Raw genomic sequence first — 17,556 nt, 5'->3', positions numbered from 1 at the left:
GTCACCAGGCGGTTTTTCGGTGGTCCTAGCTGGGATCGAACCAGCGACCTTCCCCGTGTGAAGGGGACGCTCTCCCACTGAGCCATAGGACCGAAGCTTCGCTCGGCTTCGTGTTACCGCTCAGCCGAACGAGAGAGAACATTAACACGACGTCTGAGCGGAAGGGTAATCGGGGCGCTTACCTGCGGCTATCCTCAGCCAGGTAAGTCGACGAGGCAGGACGATGCTTCACCACCTCACCGATTGCGACGCGAACACAGGGTGACCAGGCGATTTGGCAAGCGCTCGATGTTCACGTACTGTTCTCTCTCGCACCGGAAAGGCGCCGAAAGGGCCGGTCCGGCTGTGATTGCGGATGTAGCGCAGTTGGTAGCGCATCACCTTGCCAAGGTGAGGGTCGCGGGTTCGAATCCCGTCATCCGCTCGAAGTGGGCTTACCGTGGCGGTGTGGCCGAGTGGTGAGGCAACGGCCTGCAAAGCCGTGCACACGGGTTCGATTCCCGTCGCCGCCTCCAACACGCTCAGCCACTCCGCAACGGAGCGGCTGAGCACCACTTCTTGTTACGCGCGATTAGCTCAGTGGGAGAGCGCTTCCCTGACACGGAAGAGGTCACTGGTTCAATCCCAGTATCGCGCACCATGAAGACCCGCTGGAGACAGCGGGTCTTTTTGCATTCGGGGGCATCGGCACCGACCATCGATCGCCGCGCGCTGCCGCGGCCGACACTCCACGGCTGCTCGTCTCCGACTCCCGTGACCAGCGGCGGCGTGCCCAATCCCGCTATCCCCCACCCCCTTCGAAGCGCGATCTCCGGCTCGTGTAAGTTATGACGAGCCTCAACAGCAGGCGGATGTAGCGCAGTGGTAGCGCATCACCTTGCCAAGGTGAGGGTCGCGGGTTCGAATCCCGTCATCCGCTCCAGGAGCCCCGGTCGCGTATGCGGCCGGGGCTTCAGCCATTTCTGTAGCCTGGTCACGTGATCATCGACGTCCTTGCGCGACTGCCCCGCCGGGGACAGTCCTTCGCACCGTGGATGGCGGTCGTCGCCATGTTCGTCGCCAGCATCACGGTGGCCGACGGTGCCGCGGCACTCGTCGGCATCGCCCTCGCGATCGCTGTCGCAGCGGTCTGCCACGCCGCAGCCGATCGGGACCACCGCGCACCGTCGGGCCCGAAGACCGGACGAGCGCCGGATCACCGGCTCCGCGGCGCATACCGCCGCAGCTTCATGCCGAACGGGGCCGGGCGGCCCCGTCGGCCCCGAGCACCGGGCATCGCCGCTTTCGCGGCGTAGCTCTCACCACACGCCGCACGCGTCCCATCACTCACGCGCGTCGCGGTCACGCGCGCGCTTTCACGCCTGCGAGGTGCTCTCCCATGCTCGATTTCGTCTACTACCCCATTTCCGCCGTCCTCTGGCTGTGGCATCGCGTCCTCGGTGCCGCGCTCGGCGCCGACAACGGTTTCGCCTGGGCTCTGTCCGTGGCCTTCCTCGTCTTCACCGTGCGCGCGCTCCTCCTGTGGCCCGCAATCGTGGCTGCACGCACCGATCGCCGGGTGCAGAAGTTGCGGCCCGAGTTGGAGAAGCTGCGCACCAAGCACGGTAAGGACGCCCGAAAACTGGCCGTCGAGACGCAGCGGCTTCAGCGCGAGAACGGTGTTCGCCCACTCCTCGGCTGCCTGCCCGCCCTCGTGCAGGTCCCGGTCTTCTTCGGTCTGTATCACGTGCTCCGGTCGTTCAATCGCACCGGAACCGGACTCGGGCAACTCGGCCTCACGCCCGAGCAGAACGCGACCACCGCCAACTACGTCTTCTCCGCGCACGATGTCCAGTCCTTCCTCAGCGCCAGGCTTTTCGGTGCACCCATCTCCGCTTCGATGTCGAACTCCGACAGCGTGCTCGCCTCCTTCGCGCAGTTCGGCGGGATGCCCAGCGTCACCATGATCGCGGCGGTGGCGATACCGCTGATGGCGATCGCCTGCATCGTCACCCACATCAACGCGCGATTCTCGCTACGGCACCAGACCGCCGACGCCGCCGGCGCACTGCAGGCGGACCTCATGCGGACGCTGATGCTGTGGGTGATGCCGCTGGGCAGTGTCGTCGCCGGGCCCGTCCTGCCGATCGCGATCCTGTTGTATTGGGTCGCGAACAACGCGTGGACCTACGCCCAGCAGCACCTCGTCCACTTCTTGCTGGAGCGAGAGAAGGCACGGACGGCGGTCACGGCAGCCGGTCGATGACCGAGGGCGGTTCCGCCGCGTGGCAGGATGCGCACCATGTCCGACGGTGCACCCGACCTGATCGTCCGAGCGGCGGCCGCCACCGACCTCGGAGCGGTCGCGGCCCTCGGCGTCGAGGTCCAGGATCTGCACTTCACCGCGCGCCCCGATCTGTTCGTAGCTCCGGCCCCAGACCAGATCGAGGCCTTCATGGCTGCCGCGATCGACCAGCCGCAGCACCACCTGCTTGTAGCGGTCCGTGCAAGCGAGGTGCTCGGCTTCATCCTCTGCGAGCAACAACGGAGAATCGCCACACCGTTCCGCCGCGCAATGACGAACATCTACATCCACCAGCTGGCGGTCGCAACGCACGCCCGGCGGTCCGGTGTGGCGTCCGCTCTGCTCGCAGGCTGCGAGTCGCTCGCCAGCGCATCGGGAGCCTCGTGGCTCCGACTCGATTCGTGGGCCTTCAATGCGACTGCGCAGGACTACTTCACCCGTCGCGGATTCGCAGCGATGAACACGGTCTTCGAGCGCATGGTGCCGTAGCCTGGAGCTGGATCGCGACTGGCGCGCAAGGTGGAGCACCACCGGGGACCGATCCGCGACCGCTACGCCGTGCGCCTGGGCACACCGACCCAGGAGGCACCGTGTCCGCATCCCCCGTAGTCATGCGTGGCGATCTGCTCGCCCGAACCACCAACGCCGACACCGCGCGCCGCGCACAGGAGCTGTTCACCGCCAACGGTGTCCGTCCTACGCTCGCAACCGTGCTCGTGGGCGACGACCCAGCCTCGGCGACCTACGTCCGGATGAAAGAACGACGGAGCGCCCAGCTCGGCCTGGACACCCGACACGTCGAGCTCGCTCGCGAGACGACCACCGCCGAACTGGTCGATGTGCTCAACGCCCTCTCCGGCGATCCGGAGGTGCACGGCATCCTGCTCCAGCACCCCGTCGGCCAACACATCGACGAACGGGCGGCGTTCGACGCCATCACGCCGACGAAGGACGTCGACGGGGTCACCTCGGCATCCTTCTCCGCCATGGCGTTCGGAGAGGCCGGATTCGAATCCTGCACGCCCGCGGGCATCCTTCGCCTGCTGGACCACTACGAGGTGAACCCCTCTGGTTCACACGCGGTGGTCGTCGGACGCAGCCCCATCCTCGGCAAACCGATGGCCGCGCTCCTGTTGCAGCGCGATGCCACCGTCACCGTGTGCCATTCGAAAACGCGTGATCTCGCACGGCACGTCGCAGCTGCCGACATCGTGATCGCCGCCGTCGGGCGGCCCGAGTTGATCCGCGGCGAGTGGATCGCGCACGGCGCCGTGGTGATCGACGCCGGTTACAACCCGGGCAACGTCGGTGACGTGGATTTCGTGGGGGCGTCCCGCCACGCGGCGATGATCACCCCAGTTCCCGGCGGCGTCGGCCCGATGACCATAGCGGTGCTCCTGGCGCAGACCGTCGACGCTGCGGAACGGGCAACGCACCCGCGCTAGTGTCGCGGCATGACGCGTGGCCCTCTCCCTGTCGACGGCCACGTCCACAGTGAGTGGTCGTGGGACACGGGCGGCCCGTCGTCCGGCGCGGCCGGGCGAATGGCCGCGACCTGTGTGCGGGCACTCGAAATCGGGCTTCCCGGCATGGTGTTCACGGAGCACCTCGACCTCGACATCAATTGGCGGTCCACCACCGACGATCTCCTGGAGCATCAGCGCAGGCTGCTCACTGACGAGGGCTATGTCGCAGTGCCAGAGTTCGATGTGGACGGCTATTCGGCCGCGATCAAACGCTGCCGCGCCGAGTTCCCGACGGTCCGGATCCTGACGGGCGTCGAGGTCGGACAACCTCACGTGCATCCGGACCGCATTCGGGCCCTCACATCACGATTCGACCGGATCAACGGATCACTGCACACGCTGCCCGTCGGAGGCGACAGGTTCGAACCCAACACGGTGTATTCGATGTGGCCGGCGGACGAGGTGATCCTCGCGTACCTCGACGAGGCACACCGGATGCTAGAGGCCGCGGACCTGTTCGAGGTCTTCTGTCACCTCGACTATGCAGTACGGACCTGGCCCACGCGACGGGCGGGCGAGTTCCAACCGAGCAGGTTCGAGAACCACTTCCGCCAGACCCTCCGCGCGATCGCGCAAACCGACCTCGTGCTGGAGATCAACACCGGAATCATGCGTCCGTGGCTCACGCAGTGGTGGGCGGAGGAGGGCGGGCAACAGGTGACGTTCGGCAGCGACGCCCACGAACCGAGGCATCTCGCTGCTCACTTTGTGGAAGCGGTGGATCTCGCTCGAGACTCAGGGTACGTCCCCGGCGAAACACCCGACCTTCCGTGGCGACGGAACGGCTCCGGCTAACGGTCCTCGCCATCGGGTGACGATGGGTACGACTCGGAGAACCGACGCCCCCACGCCGTCATAGACTCAAGGACGGGCAGCGCCCCTCGGCCCGCGTCGGTGAGGCGGTACTCGACGCGAGGCGGTACCTCCGGATACACCTCTCGGTCAACGAGGCCGTCCTGTTCCAGCTCGCGGAGCTGCCGAGCCAGGACCCGCGGTGTGGGGCTCGGAAGAATTCGTGCCAACTCGTTGAAGCGGAGTACCCCGCGCCGATCCAGTTCGGACAGAATTGTCGGCTTCCATGCCCCGCCGAGCACGGCCACGGTGATCTCGGCCGCGCACACCGGATGGGAGTTCTCCACCAGTTTGCGGGTACGCGCACGGCCGCTACTCGGTGCTTCCACGACTGTGACTATGCCACCGCACAGGCGTGCATGGTTCGACCTGCGCGCTATCCCCTTTGTCACCGAGTGACTCCGTTGTGCGTTCTTGTTTCCCGCGAATTGCTCCTGCACCCTCGAAACGTGAACTGTCCGACTGCTACCCCCAGCAAGACTCGGCCCGATTGGCGAATCCTGGTACCACTACTGACTGGGATCCTGACGACGAGCCTCGCGGTGGGCATGATCAATACCGCCCTCCCGCGCCTCGCGGACGACCTCGCCCTATCGGCAACCTTGCGGACCTGGATCGCCGATATCTATCCGCTGTGCCTGGCGATCGGCATCGTGAGTGCGGCGCGGGCCGGCGACGCCCTCGGTCGCCGGCGCCTGCTGGTTGCGGGCTTGGTGTTGTTCGGCGCTGCCAGCGCAGCCGCGGCGACGGCATCGACGGGTGCGGTGCTCCTCCTCAGTCGCAGCGCTCTGGGGGTCGCTGGGGCGATGGTCGTGGCGGGCGTCGTCTCAACGATCGGCGCCGTGTTCGACGGGAACGCGCGCACCGTGGCCAACGGGTGGTGGGTGGCAGTGTTCGGCGCGGCCGCGGCGATCGGTCCTATCGTGGGCGGCACTGCGACGGAGATTGCGGGATGGCGCTCGGTGTTCTGGATATCGGTCCCATGTGCGGCGGTCGGGCTTCTGCTGACCCTGGCGATGGTGCCCGAGACCCGCTCGGCCGGACCGGTGACGTGGGATCCAGCGAGCATCGTCACGTCGGCGGGCGGTCTCGGGCTCGCGGTCTACTCGGTCCACCATCTCGCCGCCGCACCCATTGCGAGTAGCGCAACGGCAATAGCCGCGTCGGCGTTGCTGATCTGGTTCGTTCGGCGGCAACGCCGCCTGACGGACCCCATGATCGACGTGTCGATGTTCGCACGACGCCGCTTCTCCGTTGCGACGGTTTCGATGCTGATCTCGTCGGGGGCGGGTGCCGCCGCCGTCTACCTCCTGAGCATCTACTTGCAGGCGGGCGGCCGAGGGCCGCTCGCGACCGGGATCGTCCTGCTTCCCCAGGCTGTGGCAACGACCGCGGGAGGACTATGCGCCCCCGCTGTCGCACACCGGCTCCCGCCTTCGACAGCGCTGCGCGCCGCGTTGATTCTCCAAGCCGTGGGCCTGCTGACCGTGGCCTTCCTCCCGGGCACGATGATCGCCGGGCTGGCGCTCGTCGGCCTCGGCTTCGGTATCGTCGGCACGCTCGGCACCTCGGCGCTCTTCGCTTCGGCGAATCCCGACCAGGTGGCTCAGGTCGGTGCTGTGCAGGAGGTGGCATTCGCCCTCGGAGCCGGCGGCGGCATTGCCGTGTTCGGTACGGTCGCGTCGCTGTCACAGCATCGTGGCTTCCCGTTGGCAATGGCTGCCGCCGCGACGGCGTGCCTCATCGCTGCAGGCCTCCGGAATCGTCCTAGTCCCGCTCTTGGATAGACAGTTCGTGCCCAAGTGTCCACCCAATCGGACGGGCTGCTAGCTTCCGATCGTGACCGAGAACACGCAGGCACCGTCGACCACCAGCCCGGAGGAGGCGCTCAACAGCCGGGTACGCGAGGCGTACCGGGCCGTCACCGACGAGGCGCGCGCCGACAAGGTGGCAAAGCAGCACGCGCGAGGCAAGATGACTGCCCGCGAACGGGTGGCGCTGCTCGCGAACGGCGGATTTCACGAGTTCGGCGCGCTGGCCGGACCGGGCCCGGCGCAGCAGGGCGCGGCTCCCCTCGTCGCCCCCGGCGACGGGGTGGTGACGGGCATCGGCTACATCGACGGCCGCCCAGCGGCGATCGCGGCCTTCGACTTCACGGTGCTCGGCGGCAGCAACGGCGCCACCGGCATGGCGAAGCTGGATCGGTGCGCCGAACGCGCCCTGCTCGACGAGATCCCGCTGATCATGCTCATGGACGGCGGCGGACACCGGATGCAGGAGGCCCTTGATTCCCGCCTCGCCGCGCCGGGCTCGCGGCTGCTGTTGCGCCTGGCCGATCTGTCCGGACACGTGCCGCTCGTCGCCGCCATGATGGGTCCGGGTTTCGGTGCGCCGGCGAACATCTCGGCGTGTTGCGATTTCGTCACCATCGTCCGCGGGATGGGCACCATCGGCATCTCGTCGGCGCCCCTGGTGCAGGCCGCGACCGGCGAGAACCTCACGAACGACGAGATCGGCGGCGCCGATCTGCAGGCGCAGCGCGGCGTGGTGGACGTGGTCACCGACACCGAACAGGAGGCGGTCGACGCGATCCGCGCCTTCCTCAGCTACCTGCCGGCTTCCGCGACCGCCGAGCCGGTGCTCTCCGCCGGCCCGCACGAACCCGGCGACACCGCCGAGGCGATCGATACGCTCGTCCCGTCGTCGATGCGGCAGGCCTACGACGTGGTCGACGTGATCGAGGCGATCGCGGACGCGGACACCGTCTTCGAGCTCAAGCGGCTGCACGCGCCGAACATCGTGACCGCCTTCGCCCGGATCGACGGCCGCCCCGTGGGTGTGGTCGCGAATCAGCCGCGTTTCCACGCCGGCGCGCTCGACGCGAACGCGTGCGAGAAGGCCGCACACTTCATCGCGGTGTGCGACACCTTCGGTCTGCCGCTGCTGATCCTCATCGACCTGCCCGGCTTCCTGGTGGGAGCGGGTGCCGAGGAGACGAATCTCGTCCGGCGCAGTGCACGCCTCGGCTACGAACTCGCGGCGGCCACCGTGCCGCGATTCGTGATCGTGACGCGAAAGGCCTACGGCGCGGCCTACATCGCGATGGGCGGCGGTCGCAGCATCGAGGCCGACCTCTCGCTGGCCTGGCCCACCGCGGAGATCTGCGCGATCCCCATCGAGAGCGCGGTCGACCTCGCCTTCCGCACGCAGTACGAGTCCGCACCCGACCCGGCGAAGGCCCGCGACGACCTCATCACCCTGTTCCAGGCGAACGTCGACCCGCTGCTCGCCGCGGACGGCTTCGGCATCGACGATGTGGTGCTCCCGTCCGCGACACGCCCGATGCTCGCGGAGGCGCTGGGCCGGGTGCGGCGGCGGCAGCCGCGGGTTCCGCAGAAGCGACGGTCCATCTCCCCCATCTAGGAACGCCGGTGCCGCCGAACGGCATCGGTGTTGGCGCACCGCGACGAGCAGTACGACTGCCGCCCACCACGGCTGGTGTCGGCGAACACCTTCGCGCATCCCTCGCGGGCGCAGGCGCCCAGTCGCGCGCCCTCGGCCTCCGTGGTGAAGATCGCGAGCCCACCCGCGGTGACCGCCCGGACCCGCCCGAGGAGCGATTCGGTCTCGGGAGTGAAATGCAGATGGGGGCGCAGTCCGTCGTGCGCGGTGAGGTAGATGCCCACCGTCCCCGTCGACAGCAAGCGGTTCACCGCAGCGCAGCGATCCTCCACCGCGGCGGTGAGGAACGGGGCCCGCAGTTGGTCGGTCCACACGCCCAGATCGCGGACCACGTCGTCGTCCAGTTCGATCCGGCGGATCTCGTGGTCCTGCAGGACCGCGGCGACCGCGGCCTCGGACCACGCACCGTCGGCCCGCAGGTTCACCAGGTCGACGGTGAGCCGCACACCGGTCATGTTGTCGTGGTCGAACTGCACGAGACGATCATCCCGCCTGGACGGTGGTCTCCGGGTACGACACGGGCACCGCGGTGCTCTCGCCCACCGTCGCGATCCGTCGCGCGCCGCATACGCACCGCTGGTAAAGCACGATCCCCTCGCTGGTCGGGTGGTGCGATTCGGTCTGCCAGGCATGCAGCTGCGTCTCGTTCTCGTTCATGACGATCAGCGTGCGACCGGTTCATCAGACGTTTCAACCATTACACGTCGAGACCGGCCAAAACCCATGACCACCAGCGGTATCGCAGTGAACGCGAGCGCCGGGACGATTCCGCCGACCACGCCGAACACCCACTCCGGAGCCCCACCGATGCGCGCGGCCGCCACGCCGACGCCGCACGCCGTGAGCACGAAACCCAGGGCTCCGAAGGCAGCGCTCCAGCGACCGAAGAGTGGCCACATGAACGGAAGGAAATGCACCCCGACGGCGATGAGGACGATGCTCAGCGACAGATCCCGGCGACCGGACACGACCGCAACCCGGTTCCCCACGACGACCAGAACCACCTCGACGGCCACCGCGGCCCAATAGCGCGGGTTGCGCACGAATCCCCGGCCGGACGGCGCCCCCGACGCCCGCGGCGCGGACCGTCGGGCCAGGACCAGCGAGGCGGCGCCCAGCAACGCGACCACGGCGACGCAGACGCCCCAGGCCGGCGCGCTCACTCCCTCCCGCCCCGGACCGAGCACCCACCACATCCCCGCGATCACCCCGATCGCCGTGCCCACCATCACCTCCCCATGGGACCACACAGTCGTACGCGACGCTTACTTTCTACCCCTAGGGGGTATAGAATCGCCGACGATGCGCTTCCTCATGATCAGACTCGCGCGAGCCCGCGTTTCACGCTTGGCCGGCTCCCCGAACCGCTGGTCAGGCACCGTCTTGCATACCCTAGGGGGGTATAGTATGTTGATGGAGTGTCGAGGACGGGAGAAGCCATGAATCCCATGGTCAAGATCGGAACCTACGCAGCCGGCCTGGCGGTGGTCTTCGCCGCCGCGTTCGCCGTGGGCTCCGCCGTCGGCCCCACGGCCGAACAGCCCGGCCCGCACGCCACCGCACCGTCGATCAGCGAAGGGGGCCACGATGGCCACTGAGACCCACGCGCCCACCACCTCGGTGGACCTCGAGATCGAGGGCATGACGTGCGCCTCCTGCGCCAACCGCATCGAGCGCAAGCTGAACAAGCTCGACGGCGTCACCGCCACCGTCAACTTCGCGACGGAGAAGGCGCACGTGACCGCCCCCGCTGGCACCGATACCGCGGCACTGATCGACGCCGTGCAGCAGGCCGGATACGCCGCCCACGTACCCGCCCCCGCGGGCGAGGGCGCCGACGGCGAACCGTCGGGCCGCACCCACGAACCCGCCGACGCGCTGCGCCAGCGCCTCCTCATCAGCGTCGCGCTCACCGTCCCGGTGATCGCGATGGCGATGATCCCCGCGCTGCAATTCGACTACTGGCAGTGGCTCTCGCTGACGCTCGCCGCGCCCGTCGTGGTGTGGGGCGCCCTCCCCTTCCACCGCGCCGCGTGGACCAACCTCAAGCACGGCACCGCCACGATGGACACGCTGGTGTCGATCGGCACGCTCGCCGCCTTCGGCTGGTCGATCTACGCGCTGTTCTGGGGCGCCGCCGGCGTGACGGGCATGACCCACCCGTTCAGCTTCACCATCGAGCGGATGGACGGTACCGCCAACATCTACCTCGAGGCCGCGGCGGGCGTCACCACATTCATCCTGGCCGGCCGCTACTTCGAGGCGAAGAGCAAGCGACAGGCGGGCGCCGCCCTGCGTGCCCTGCTGGAGCTGGGCGCCAAAGACGCCACCGTGCTCCGAGACGGTGTCGAGACGCAGATCCCGATCGGCGAACTCGCCGTCGGTGACGAGTTCGTGGTCCGCCCCGGCGAGAAGATCGCGACCGACGGCACCGTGGTCGCGGGACAGTCCGCGATCGACGCCTCGCTGCTCACCGGCGAATCCGTGCCCGTCGAGGTGCGCCCCGGCGATACGGTCACGGGTGCGACGGTGAACGCCGGTGGGCGCCTGGTGATCCGCGCGACACGCGTCGGTGCCGACACCCAGCTCGCACAGATGAGCCGCCTCGTCGAAGACGCACAGGCCGGCAAGGCCAAGGCGCAGCGGCTGGCCGACCGGATCTCCGGCGTCTTCGTGCCGATCGTGATCGCGATCGCCGTCGGCGCGCTCGGATTCTGGCTCGGCACCGGACAATCCGCGTCGATGGCGCTCACCGCGGCGGTGTCCGTGCTGATCATCGCGTGCCCCTGCGCCCTCGGCCTGGCCACCCCGACCGCCCTGCTCGTGGGCACCGGACGCGGCGCTCAGCTCGGCATCCTGATCAAGGGTCCCGAGGCCTTGGAGTCCACCCGCACGGTGGACACCGTGGTGCTCGACAAGACCGGCACCGTGACCACGGGCGTGATGAAGCTGCAGGCCGTGCACGCCGCCGCAGACGAGACCGAAACCGATGTGCTCGCCATGGCAGGAGCACTGGAGGCCGCCTCCGAGCACCCGATCGCCCGCGCCATCGCGCAGGCCGCACAGCACCGCGGCACGCTCGCCGGCGTCGAGCAGTTCGTGAACGTGCCCGGCCTCGGCGTCCAGGGCATGGTGGACGATCGCGCCGTCGTCGCCGGACGCCCCGTCCTCCTCGAGGACTGGGCCATGCCCCTGCCCGACGCCCTGCGCGCCGAGTTCGACGAGGCCCAGCGGCGCGGTCAGACCGCGATCGCCGTGGGGTGGGACGGTGCCGCCCGTGGCGTGCTAGTGGTGTCCGATGAGATCAAGCCGACCTCCGCCGACGCGGTCGCCCGGCTCAAGCGGCTGGGCCTGCGGCCGATCATGCTCACGGGCGACAACGAGCCCGCGGCGCGGTTCATCGCCGACCAGGTGGGCATCGACGAGGTGATCGCCGAGGTCCTGCCCGAGCAGAAGGTGGACGCGGTCCGGCGTCTGCAGGGCGAGGGACGCTCGGTGGCCATGGTGGGCGACGGCGTCAACGATGCCGCGGCGCTCGCGCAGTCCGATCTCGGCATCGCCATGGGCACCGGCACCGATGCCGCCATCGAGGCCGCGGACCTCACCCTGGTGAGCGGCGACCTGCGCACCGTGGTGGACGCTATCCGGCTCTCCCGTCGCACGCTGTCCACGATCAAGACCAACCTGTTCTGGGCCTTCGCCTACAACCTGGCGGCCCTGCCACTCGCGGCGGCGGCCCTGCTCACCCCGATGCTCGCCGGCGCGGCGATGGCCCTGTCGTCGGTGTTCGTGGTGAGCAACAGCCTCCGGCTACGCGGCTTCCGGCCGCAGAAGTGAATACTGGAACCATGACGACCACGGAAACCGGTCACGACCACGCGCACGGCTACATGTCCGACAAGGACGAGTACCTCAAGCGGCTTCGACGTATCGAGGGGCAGGCCCGCGGCCTGCAGCGGATGGTCGAAGAGGAGAAGTACTGCATCGACATCCTCACGCAGGTCTCCGCCATGACCAAGGCCCTGCAGGCCGTGGGCCTGGGACTGCTGGAAGACCACCTGAGCCACTGCGTGGTGGACGCCGCCCGCTCGGGCGACGAGGCGGAGACCGCCGCGAAGATCAAGGAGGCGTCGGCCGCGATCGCGCGGTTCTCGCGCTCCTGATCGGCATCGTCGACAATCCGCTTCCCGGAATCCGCGACATACCGTACAGTAACTTCTCGTCAGCGATGTGAGCTGCGTCTCACTTCACCGACACCCTCACCCTTGGACACCCGCCCGGCCCACAAGACCCCGGGCGGGTTTCCGCTTTCTGCGCGCTAGCTCGCGTCGGCCGAGGCGAAACGCGACAGCGCCAGCAGGCGCGACGTGGCGCGCAGATACTTCTTGCGGTAGCCGCCGGCCACCATCTCCGGAGTGAAGATCTCGTCGAGCTTCGCGCCCGAGACGAGCACCGGGATCCCCGCGTCGTACAGGCGGTCGGCGAGCACCACGATGCGCAGCGCCACCGTCTGGTTGTCGGCCGGGTGCACGCCGCTGATGCACACCTTGGAAATGCCCTCCACCAGCTGCTTGTACTTCGACGGGTGCAGCTTCGACAGGTGCTCGGACAGCGCATCGAAGGTGTCCAGGGTGGCGGTCGGATCGGCCTCGGCGATCGCGACGAGCTCCTCGTCCGACAGCGGATCGGGCGCGGGCGGCAGGTCGCGGTGCCGGTAGTCGGGCCCATCGACCCGCACCGACTGGAAGACCGCGCTCAGCTTGCTGATCTCGCGCATGAAGTCCTGCGCCGCGAAGCGCCCCTCACCGAGCTGTCCCGGCAGCGTGTTGGACGTGGCGACGATCGACACACCCCGCGAAGCGAGCTCGGTGAGCAGCCGCGACATGACCATCGTGTCGCCGGGATCGTCGAGTTCGAACTCGTCGATGCAGAGCACGCTGTGGTTCGACAGGTACTCGACGCACTGGTTGAAGCCGAGCGCGCCCACGAGGTGGGTGTACTCGACGAAGGTGCCGAAGGCCTTGGGCGCGGGCACGCTGTGGAAGATCGAGGCCAACAGGTGGGTCTTGCCCACGCCGAATCCGCCGTCGAGGTAGAGGCCCACACCGTGCGGCGGGGTGCTCTTGCGGCCGAACAGGCCCTTCTTGTTCCGCTGCTTGGTCAGCTTGTTCACGTCGGCGACGAAGTCGCGGGCGCTCTGCACCGCCGCAGCCTGACTCGGCTCGTAGGGATCCGGGATGTAGCTGTCGAAGCTGACCTCGCTGAACATCTCCGGCGGCACCAGCTGCTCGACCATCTGCTCCGGCGTCACCGTCGGTGTGCGATCCACGAGATGCAACGTCATGCGGTGAACTTTATCCGCAGGTCACTCGCCCGGTCACCTCGGCTACCGTCGATGTGGTGACCGCGCTGCTGCCGCCCCCGCTTCCCGAGGATCCCGAGGCGCTCGCCGCGCTGTACCGCCACCCCGACGACGGCGACCGGCCGTACGTGCGCGCCAACATGATCACCTCGCTCGACGGTGCCGCCACGGCCGGCGGACGGTCGGGATCGCTCGGCGGTCCGGGGGATCGCCGCGTCTTCCAAGCGCTCCGCGCCGCCGCCGATGTGGTCCTGGTGGGCGCGGCGACGGTGCGCGACGAGGACTACGGAACCCCACGCCATCCCGCGCTCGCCGTGATCACCCGCGGCGAACTGGAACGGACTCCACGCCTCTACCCGGACGGCGGCCCGGAACCGATCGTCTACTCCGGACACGGCGATTCGGTCGATCTCCGCGAGGTCCTCGCGGACCTGCAGCGCCGCGGCCTGCGCCGCGTGCTGGCCGAGGGCGGGCCCGGGGTTCTGGGTGCGCTGCTCGCCCAGGACCTCGTCGACGAGCTGTGCCTCACCGTCGCACCCCGCGTGGTCGGCGGTCACGGCGGCCGGATCGTCTCCGGCCCCGATCTCGCCACCGACCGCTGGAAGCCCGCGCACGCGCTCGCCGACGACGAGGGCTTCCTCTACACACGCTGGCTGCGCTGACCCGGGCACGCGGCGAACGTCGCTAGGGTGAAGACCATGCCTCAGCCGCGTACCGTGCGACCGCTCACCGTCGGCGCCGCCCTCGTCGCGGTCGCCGTGGCGGTCGCGGGATGCGCACCGTCGCCCGCACCATCGCCCGGATACGTCACGGACTTCGGGTCCGGCGGCGGGGGCGGCGCACCGTCGAGCTCGGCCAACCCGGTGGATGCGGCCCCGCAGTGGCGCGCGCCCCAGAACGATCCGATCTCCTGGCAGGACTGCACCGACCAGCTCGCCGCCCGCTACAACGCACCCGCCGCCGGCAACGCGACCTTGCAGTGCGGCTCGCTCACCGTGGCGCTGGGCCAATCGCAGGCGCCCCTGCGCGTCGCGCTGACCCGCGCCGTGGTGCCCGGTACCCCCGCGACCGCACCCCCATTGGTGATGGTCGGCGGCACCGAGTTCACCAGCCAACGGGCGCTCACCACGCTCGCCGCGGGCGAAGCGCCGCTGCTCGCCACCCGCCCGGTGGTCGCGATCGACCGCCGCGGTCTCGGCGGATCTGCCCCACTGACCTGCCGGACCGCGGAACAGCGATCCGTCTTCCGCTCCGGAGGTGGTCCCGCCGACCCTCTCGACGAGCGCGTGGCCGCGATCAGCCGGGCGTCGACGGAGGCCGCGACCCTCTGCGGCGACGCCTACCCCGCGACGCTCACCGAGTACACGGCCGCGGGCGCCGCCGACGATCTGGAGGCTTTGCGCAGCGCGTGGCGGGTCCCCGCGCTGGCGCTGCTCGCCGTCGGCGACGGTTCGACCACGGCACTGGCGTACGCCGCGAAGCATCCGAAGCAGGTGGCGCGCTTGGCCCTCGACTCCCCCGTCCGGTACTCCGCGCCCGAGGCCGCGCGGGCCGAGGACGCCGCGAAGGGCACCAGCGCCACGCTGCAGGCGCTGGCGAGCCAGTGCGGGCCGGCATGCGCCCTGGGACCGGACCCCGCCGGGGCGATCCGCGATGTCGTCGACCGCGCCGCCGCGGGCCGGTTGGCGCCGTTCACCGACACCGATGTCCGGCGCGCGGTGATCACCACCCTCGGCATCGGCGCCGGCGACCGTGACGCCCGCATCGCCGCCCTCGCACCCGCTCTCCAGGCCGCCCGCACCGGCGACCCCGCACCACTGCGCGCCATCCTGCGCACCGCGGACGAGGCCCTCGGCAGTGACGGCCAGTTCGTGGGCCGCTGCTCCGACGCCGTGCAGAAGGCCTCACCCGACCAGGCCAAGGCCAACGCCGAGAAGTGGGGCCCGCAGTACCGGCTGGGCGCCGCGTCCGCGCTGACCCTCGCCGACTGCACGTCCTGGCCCTCGATGCCGGAGCCGCCGGCCCTGACGCCGCTGTCGGTGCGGTCCCTGGTGGCCACCGCGGCCGCCGACCCGCTCACCTCCCGCGACGCGCTGGAGACGCTCAACGGACAGCTCACGGTGGCGGGCGCCCAACCCGCCGCCGTCACCTGGGGCGGTATCGGCGACGGTGCCGTGGTCCGGTCGGCCTGCGTCCAGAACGCGCTCGTCGCCTACCTGGACCGACTCGAGGCGCCGAGCACCCGGGCCTGCCCCGCCTGAGCCCGCCGGTTCGGTACGGTCTACCCGTGCCAGTAGCTCTCGCCCGGATGAAGTCCGACCCCGTCCTCGTCATCAAGTGGATCCTGTGGCCGCTCGCCATCCTGACGCTGCTGCAACGACTCATCGTGCTGGTGCCCAACCGCGCCAAGACCGACGACTTCACCACGGTGTACACGGCCGCCGTGCGATTCCTGCGGCACGAGCCGGTGTACGTGGAGAACTACGACACCGTCGATCCGCACTACCTCTACCCGCCGTCGGGCACGCTGCTGATGGCGCCCTTCGGCTACTTCGACCCGGAGACCGCGCGGAACATCTTCGTGGCGCTGAGCACGATCGCGCTGCTGGTGGCGCTGTACGTGATGCTGCGGATGTTCGGCTACGGCCTGAACTCGGCCGTCGCGCCCGCCGTCCTGTTCTTCGCCGTCATGACCGAGGCCGTCACGAACACCCTGGTATTCACGAACTTCAACCTGTTCGTGCTGCTGGCCGAGGTCGTCGCCATGGCACTGCTGCTCAAGCGCAAGGACCTGTGGGCGGGCATCCCGCTGGGCCTGTCCTTCGCGGTGAAACCCCTCCTCGGGGTGTTCCTGCTCCTGATCATCGTGAACCGGCAGTGGAAGGCGCTGATCACCGCTATCGGAGTTCCGATCGTGCTGATGGCCGCAGGCATGGCACTGTCCGCCGATCCGTGGGAGTTCGTCACCCGCACGATGCCGTACCTCAATGTCGCTCGCGACTACTACAACAGCTCGATCAGCGGCAATGCGCAGTACTTCGGATTGCCCCCGTGGCTCACTTTCCTGCTCAAGGCCGCCGTGGTGATCATGGCGATCGTCTCGCTCTACCTGCTGTACCGCTACTACCGCACCAGCAACGAGTTGCTGTGGTGGTCCACCTCCGCCGGTGTGCTCATGACCACCCAGTGGCTGGTCGGCTCGCTCGGCCAGGGCTACTACTCGATGCTGCTGTTCCCGATGCTGATGACGATCGTCTACCGCAGTTCGGTGGTGGCCAACTGGCCGGCGTGGCTCGCCGTCTACGGCTTCCTCAGTTACGACTTCTGGCTGTCCGGGAAATGGCTGGCGCTGGGCCGCAGCCTGGCCTATCTCAAGTGCACGCTCGGCTGGACCCTGCTCATCGTGGTCACGTTCTGCGTGCTGGTCTACCGCTACCTCGACGCCCGCGCCGAGGGCCGGCTGGAGTACGGCATCGACCGTCCGCTGCCGCCGGACGAGGAGCCCGGCCGGCACGAACGCATCGAGCCCGTAGCCGTTGCGCCGCAGGCGGAGCCCGACGGTGACGGACCGGTGGCACCCGACGGCGCACGCGGTTAGCGTGGAGGGATGAGCACCTCCTCGGAGACTTCCGATTCGACTCCCCGCCCCAAGCTGGAACTCACCGATTCCGAATGGCGCAAGCGCCTGACCGCACCCGAGTACCGGGTGCTGCGCCAGGCCGGCACCGAGGCACCGTTCACGGGCGAGTACACCGACACCAAGACCACGGGCGTGTACCGCTGCCGTGCCTGCAATGCGGAACTCTTCCGCTCGGACGCGAAGTTCGACTCGCACTGCGGGTGGCCGTCGTTCTTCAGCCCGCTCGCCGGAGACGCGATCATCGAGCGGGAGGACACCTCGCTCGGGATGCGCCGGGTCGAGGTGCTGTGCGCCAACTGCGGCAGCCACCTGGGTCACGTCTTCGAGGGCGAGGGTTACGGCACCCCCACGGACCTGCGCTACTGCATCAACTCGATCAGCATGCGACTCGAACCCGACTCGGGGACCGCCGACAGCGACGCCTGAGCCG

General features: G+C 69.1%; 19 protein-coding genes, 5 tRNA genes and 1 riboswitch. Of the genes, 18 read left to right on the top strand and 6 right to left on the bottom strand.

The window, feature by feature from the left end; all coding sequences use genetic code 11:
- Positions 1–20 precede the first annotated feature (20 nt).
- Positions 21–92 (bottom strand) — tRNA-Val (locus ABD108_RS14445).
- A 259-nt stretch (positions 93–351) separates the two neighbouring features.
- Between ABD108_RS14445 and ABD108_RS14440 the strand changes: the two genes are divergently transcribed.
- The 9 genes from ABD108_RS14440 to ABD108_RS14400 all read left to right on the top strand — a co-directional run bounded on the left by ABD108_RS14440 (position 352) and on the right by ABD108_RS14400 (position 4,605).
- Positions 352–424, top strand: a tRNA-Gly gene (locus tag ABD108_RS14440).
- A gap of 17 nt (positions 425–441) precedes the next feature.
- Positions 442–515 (top strand) — tRNA-Cys (locus tag ABD108_RS14435).
- Between the two features lie 50 nt (positions 516–565).
- Positions 566–640: transfer RNA gene (locus ABD108_RS14430), tRNA-Val, on the top strand.
- A gap of 207 nt (positions 641–847) precedes the next feature.
- A tRNA-Gly gene (locus ABD108_RS14425) sits at positions 848–922 on the top strand.
- A 55-nt stretch (positions 923–977) separates the two neighbouring features.
- Positions 978–1,295 carry a hypothetical protein gene (locus ABD108_RS14420; RefSeq protein ID WP_343930626.1) on the top strand — a complete coding sequence of 106 codons (318 nt, stop codon included), beginning with the start codon at positions 978–980 and terminating at the stop codon, positions 1,293–1,295.
- Positions 1,296–1,378: 83 nt separating this feature from the next.
- Positions 1,379–2,245 (top strand): membrane protein insertase YidC, encoded by an 867-nt coding sequence (gene yidC, locus ABD108_RS14415; protein WP_343930625.1) that lies wholly within the window; start codon positions 1,379–1,381, stop codon positions 2,243–2,245.
- A 36-nt stretch (positions 2,246–2,281) separates the two neighbouring features.
- A complete protein-coding gene (locus ABD108_RS14410) occupies positions 2,282–2,773 on the top strand; it encodes a GNAT family N-acetyltransferase (protein ID WP_220659059.1) in 492 nt (163 codons plus the stop codon).
- Positions 2,774–2,777: 4 nt separating this feature from the next.
- Positions 2,778–2,861, top strand: a riboswitch (ZMP/ZTP riboswitch).
- 34 nt (positions 2,862–2,895) lie between these two features.
- The gene (locus ABD108_RS14405) at positions 2,896–3,729 is read left to right on the top strand and encodes a bifunctional 5,10-methylenetetrahydrofolate dehydrogenase/5,10-methenyltetrahydrofolate cyclohydrolase (protein ID WP_425579790.1); all 834 of its coding nucleotides are present in this window, start codon (positions 2,896–2,898) and stop codon (positions 3,727–3,729) included.
- A gap of 9 nt (positions 3,730–3,738) precedes the next feature.
- Positions 3,739–4,605, top strand: a complete 867-nt coding sequence (locus tag ABD108_RS14400; RefSeq protein WP_343930623.1) for a PHP domain-containing protein — start codon at positions 3,739–3,741, stop codon at positions 4,603–4,605.
- Here the strand turns inward: ABD108_RS14400 and ABD108_RS14395 are convergent.
- Positions 4,602–4,904, bottom strand: coding sequence for a winged helix-turn-helix transcriptional regulator (locus ABD108_RS14395; protein ID WP_255585885.1), 303 nt, complete (start codon positions 4,902–4,904; stop codon positions 4,602–4,604). The two genes, ABD108_RS14400 and ABD108_RS14395, sit on opposite strands and share 4 nt — an antisense overlap.
- A gap of 30 nt (positions 4,905–4,934) precedes the next feature.
- Here ABD108_RS14395 and ABD108_RS14390 point away from each other — a divergent pair, with 30 nt between their 5' ends.
- Complete coding sequence (locus ABD108_RS14390; RefSeq protein WP_343930622.1) at positions 4,935–6,449, top strand: MFS transporter; 1,515 nt, start codon at positions 4,935–4,937, stop codon at positions 6,447–6,449.
- 52 nt (positions 6,450–6,501) lie between these two features.
- Positions 6,502–8,085: an acyl-CoA carboxylase subunit beta gene (locus ABD108_RS14385; protein ID WP_343930621.1), complete on the top strand. Its 1,584-nt coding sequence runs from the start codon at positions 6,502–6,504 to the stop codon at positions 8,083–8,085.
- On the opposite strand, the gene ABD108_RS14380 is transcribed toward ABD108_RS14385, so the two are convergent.
- Genes ABD108_RS14380 through ABD108_RS14370 form a run of 3 tightly spaced genes read right to left on the bottom strand, consistent with a single transcriptional unit; the run spans position 8,082 to position 9,356 of the window.
- The gene (locus tag ABD108_RS14380) at positions 8,082–8,600 is read right to left on the bottom strand and encodes a CGNR zinc finger domain-containing protein (RefSeq protein WP_343930620.1); all 519 of its coding nucleotides are present in this window, start codon (positions 8,598–8,600) and stop codon (positions 8,082–8,084) included. The two genes, ABD108_RS14385 and ABD108_RS14380, sit on opposite strands and share 4 nt — an antisense overlap.
- A gap of 7 nt (positions 8,601–8,607) precedes the next feature.
- Positions 8,608–8,781, bottom strand: a complete 174-nt coding sequence (locus ABD108_RS14375) for a hypothetical protein (protein WP_343930619.1) — start codon at positions 8,779–8,781, stop codon at positions 8,608–8,610.
- Positions 8,782–8,786: 5 nt separating this feature from the next.
- On the bottom strand, positions 8,787–9,356 hold the full coding sequence (locus ABD108_RS14370; RefSeq protein ID WP_343930618.1) for a hypothetical protein: 570 nt from the start codon (positions 9,354–9,356) through the stop codon (positions 8,787–8,789).
- A gap of 207 nt (positions 9,357–9,563) precedes the next feature.
- On the opposite strand from ABD108_RS14370, the gene ABD108_RS14365 reads away from it, so the two are divergent.
- From ABD108_RS14365 to ABD108_RS14355, 3 genes are read left to right on the top strand one after another with little or no spacing between them, the layout of a single operon-like run.
- Positions 9,564–9,722: a hypothetical protein gene (locus ABD108_RS14365; protein WP_220659066.1), complete on the top strand. Its 159-nt coding sequence runs from the start codon at positions 9,564–9,566 to the stop codon at positions 9,720–9,722.
- A complete protein-coding gene (locus ABD108_RS14360; protein ID WP_343930617.1) occupies positions 9,712–11,961 on the top strand; it encodes a heavy metal translocating P-type ATPase in 2,250 nt (749 codons plus the stop codon). Before ABD108_RS14365 ends, ABD108_RS14360 begins: the two co-directional genes overlap by 11 nt.
- 11 nt (positions 11,962–11,972) lie before the next feature.
- Positions 11,973–12,287, top strand: coding sequence for a metal-sensitive transcriptional regulator (locus tag ABD108_RS14355; protein WP_304941254.1), 315 nt, complete (start codon positions 11,973–11,975; stop codon positions 12,285–12,287).
- 155 nt (positions 12,288–12,442) lie between these two features.
- On the opposite strand, the gene zapE is transcribed toward ABD108_RS14355, so the two are convergent.
- Positions 12,443–13,468 (bottom strand): cell division protein ZapE, encoded by a 1,026-nt coding sequence (zapE, locus tag ABD108_RS14350; RefSeq protein WP_343930616.1) that lies wholly within the window; start codon positions 13,466–13,468, stop codon positions 12,443–12,445.
- 56 nt (positions 13,469–13,524) lie between these two features.
- Here zapE and ABD108_RS14345 point away from each other — a divergent pair, with 56 nt between their 5' ends.
- From ABD108_RS14345 to msrB, 4 genes are read left to right on the top strand one after another with little or no spacing between them, the layout of a single operon-like run.
- Positions 13,525–14,148: a dihydrofolate reductase family protein gene (locus ABD108_RS14345; protein ID WP_343930615.1), complete on the top strand. Its 624-nt coding sequence runs from the start codon at positions 13,525–13,527 to the stop codon at positions 14,146–14,148.
- Positions 14,149–14,184: 36 nt separating this feature from the next.
- Complete coding sequence (locus ABD108_RS14340; protein ID WP_343930614.1) at positions 14,185–15,747, top strand: alpha/beta hydrolase; 1,563 nt, start codon at positions 14,185–14,187, stop codon at positions 15,745–15,747.
- A 26-nt stretch (positions 15,748–15,773) separates the two neighbouring features.
- On the top strand, positions 15,774–17,084 hold the full coding sequence (locus ABD108_RS14335; RefSeq protein ID WP_343930613.1) for a glycosyltransferase family 87 protein: 1,311 nt from the start codon (positions 15,774–15,776) through the stop codon (positions 17,082–17,084).
- Positions 17,085–17,093: 9 nt separating this feature from the next.
- Entirely contained in the window at positions 17,094–17,552 is a 459-nt protein-coding gene (gene msrB, locus ABD108_RS14330; protein WP_220659071.1) for a peptide-methionine (R)-S-oxide reductase MsrB, read from the top strand.
- Positions 17,553–17,556 lie beyond the last annotated feature (4 nt).

It is taken from the genome of Tsukamurella strandjordii (assembly GCF_039525985.1).
GTDB lineage: Bacteria > Actinomycetota > Actinomycetes > Mycobacteriales > Mycobacteriaceae > Tsukamurella > Tsukamurella strandjordii.
This window is presented reverse-complemented; position numbering and strand designations above follow the sequence as displayed.

Coding starts and splice junctions, on each gene's coding strand:
- ABD108_RS14410 (WP_220659059.1), top strand. CDS start 2,282: ATGTCCGACGGTGCACCCGACCTGATCGTCCGAGCGGCGGCCGCCACC.
- ABD108_RS14340 (WP_343930614.1), top strand. CDS start 14,185: ATGCCTCAGCCGCGTACCGTGCGACCGCTCACCGTCGGCGCCGCCCTC.
- ABD108_RS14360 (WP_343930617.1), top strand. CDS start 9,712: ATGGCCACTGAGACCCACGCGCCCACCACCTCGGTGGACCTCGAGATC.
- ABD108_RS14375 (WP_343930619.1), bottom strand. CDS start 8,781: ATGAACGAGAACGAGACGCAGCTGCATGCCTGGCAGACCGAATCGCAC.
- zapE (WP_343930616.1), bottom strand. CDS start 13,468: ATGACGTTGCATCTCGTGGATCGCACACCGACGGTGACGCCGGAGCAG.
- yidC (WP_343930625.1), top strand. CDS start 1,379: ATGCTCGATTTCGTCTACTACCCCATTTCCGCCGTCCTCTGGCTGTGG.
- msrB (WP_220659071.1), top strand. CDS start 17,094: ATGAGCACCTCCTCGGAGACTTCCGATTCGACTCCCCGCCCCAAGCTG.
- ABD108_RS14390 (WP_343930622.1), top strand. CDS start 4,935: ATGGGAGTTCTCCACCAGTTTGCGGGTACGCGCACGGCCGCTACTCGG.
- ABD108_RS14400 (WP_343930623.1), top strand. CDS start 3,739: ATGACGCGTGGCCCTCTCCCTGTCGACGGCCACGTCCACAGTGAGTGG.
- ABD108_RS14355 (WP_304941254.1), top strand. CDS start 11,973: ATGACGACCACGGAAACCGGTCACGACCACGCGCACGGCTACATGTCC.
- ABD108_RS14365 (WP_220659066.1), top strand. CDS start 9,564: ATGAATCCCATGGTCAAGATCGGAACCTACGCAGCCGGCCTGGCGGTG.
- ABD108_RS14405 (WP_425579790.1), top strand. CDS start 2,896: ATGCGTGGCGATCTGCTCGCCCGAACCACCAACGCCGACACCGCGCGC.